The 2,038-nt window shown below is 35.0% G+C and carries 3 protein-coding genes; all 3 read left to right on the top strand.

Annotated elements, in window-relative coordinates; genetic code table 11:
- Positions 1 to 234 precede the first annotated feature (234 nt).
- Entirely contained in the window at positions 235 to 474 is a 240-nt protein-coding gene (locus G6047_RS00300) for a hypothetical protein (protein ID WP_169525311.1), read from the top strand.
- A complete protein-coding gene (locus tag G6047_RS00295; protein WP_169525309.1) occupies positions 458 to 760 on the top strand; it encodes a type II toxin-antitoxin system RelE/ParE family toxin in 303 nt (100 codons plus the stop codon). The genes G6047_RS00300 and G6047_RS00295 overlap by 17 nt, the downstream gene beginning before the upstream one ends.
- Before the next feature lie 161 nt (positions 761 to 921).
- Positions 922 to 1,698 carry an abortive infection system antitoxin AbiGi family protein gene (locus G6047_RS00290; RefSeq protein WP_169525307.1) on the top strand — a complete coding sequence of 259 codons (777 nt, stop codon included), beginning with the start codon at positions 922 to 924 and terminating at the stop codon, positions 1,696 to 1,698.
- Positions 1,699 to 2,038: the final 340 nt, after the last annotated feature.

The following is a 2,038-nucleotide window of genomic DNA, read 5'->3' as shown; positions in this document are numbered from 1 at the left end:
CAATTTTCCTCAGCGAACCTAGAGCGCAGCCAGCTGGTAACCGCACCCAAGTCGCGATTGCTGCTTCCAGGTAATTGAACCAATCAATTTTCTTTGTACTTTCACGTTCAGCCGAGCCAACTTTCTTCGGAAGTCCGCAACCGCGCTTGGCTGCCAAACGTTAGGCAACAGTTTAACAAAAATCAAGATATACAAATCGATTATAATTGTATTTTTGATAAAAAGCTTTGAAATATGTCCGTAAGTCTCAAAATACAAAATCAAAAAATTGAACTTATCCAATGGTTATCTACTATTGAAGACAGTTCAATAATAGAAAAAATTGCAGCTCTTCGCAAAGCCGAAAGCCAAGACTGGTATGCTTCAATTAGTAATTCCGAAAAAAAATCTATTGATTCAGGAATACAGGATGCAGAAGAAGGCAAATTGAATTCTCATTCTAAAGCTCGAAAGCTATATGAAAAATGGCTATGATATTCTTTGGACTGATCATGCGCTTAAAGAATTGGCAAACACAATAAATTATTTGCAAGAAAACTGGGAAGTCTCTGATTTGGTTAATTTCGCAGAGAAATTAGAAAACACCGTTACTCTGATTTCTCAAAATCCAGAACTGTTTCCAAAATCTGGAATTAGAAAAGATATTTATAGAGCAATAATCGCAAAGCACAATACTTTATATTATCGTGTGCGAAATAATTCTGTAGAAATCCTATCCCTATTTTCACATAGACAAAGTAAGAGAAAGAGAAAACTATAAAACCGTCGCCTAACCGCACCCAAGTCGCGATTGCTGCTTTCAGGTAATTGAAACAATCGTTTTTCTTTGTACTTTCACGTTCAGCCGAGCCAACTTTCTCCGGAAGTCCGCAACCGCGCTTGGCTGCCAAACGTTGGGCGACATTGTAAAAAAAGAACACCATGGCAATTAGTGCAAATACAATAATTCACTATACCGAAAAAATTGATACAATTTTTTCAATTATTGAGGAAGGCCGCTTTAAACTAAGTTATTGTTTAGAAAAAACAAATACACGTGGTGGACAAAAATTTTCGTTTGCAATTGCAATGGTTTCGTTTTGCGATATTCCAATCTCAGATTATAAAAAACACTTTAAACCCGTAAAAGGAAAAAATTTAGGATACTACGGCGATTACGGAATTGGATTATCGAAAAAGTGGGCTAAGAAAAACGGATTAAATCCAGTAATTTATATTGATACGAATTCATTTGCTGGAACAGCATTAAGAAGAAGTATAGAAATGTTTGTTAAGGACAACAGAATCATACATATCGAATCCTTTTTTGAAGAAGAAATAACGCAATTTGCCTGTTATTCAAAAAACTACCAAGGCGATTTATATAGAAAAGGTAAATTAGAACAAAAGGATTACAAATTTTATGATGAACGAGAATGGAGATTTGTTCCTCAACAAAAATCACTTTCGGGACAATTTGTAATGTTGGATGAGGAGAATTACTTAAGCGATCGTGAAAACCTACAAAATCAATTAGGTCAAAATGGGTTAGATTTTACATTAGAAGATATCTTTTACATCATTGTAAAAGATGAATCAGAAATTCAATCATTGGTTGACACTTTGTCAAAAAAATATAACAGTCTAGATCAAAAAAATCAATTGCAGATACTTCTAACCAAAATAATTACCTCAGAACAAATTATTAGCGATTTCTAAAAACAACGATCGCCCAACAGCGCATCTTTGCCATTGCTGCTTTCAGGTAAAAGAACCAATCAACTTTTTAAGTACTTTTACGTCCAGCCGAGACAACTATCTCCGGATTTCCGCAACAGCAAAGATGCGCGAAACGTTGTGTTCCATGCCAATCGCCGCAAAAGTCAAAGACCATTACTGGCAATAATTTTTTGGTATTACTTTTTGCCAAAATGCAGAATGAGCTTTGTCTAATTATTAATTTCTGTGAACACACATTTTCTTTGTCGAATTCCTGATCGAAGCTTCGCCGTTCGTAGATAATAAGACATAACAGAATTTCTTTGACTAAACTGAATGT

It is taken from the genome of Flavobacterium silvaticum (genome assembly GCF_012911565.1).
Taxonomy (GTDB): domain Bacteria; phylum Bacteroidota; class Bacteroidia; order Flavobacteriales; family Flavobacteriaceae; genus Flavobacterium; species Flavobacterium silvaticum.
Note: the sequence above shows the minus strand (reverse complement) of the source record. Positions and strands in the feature narration are given on the sequence as shown.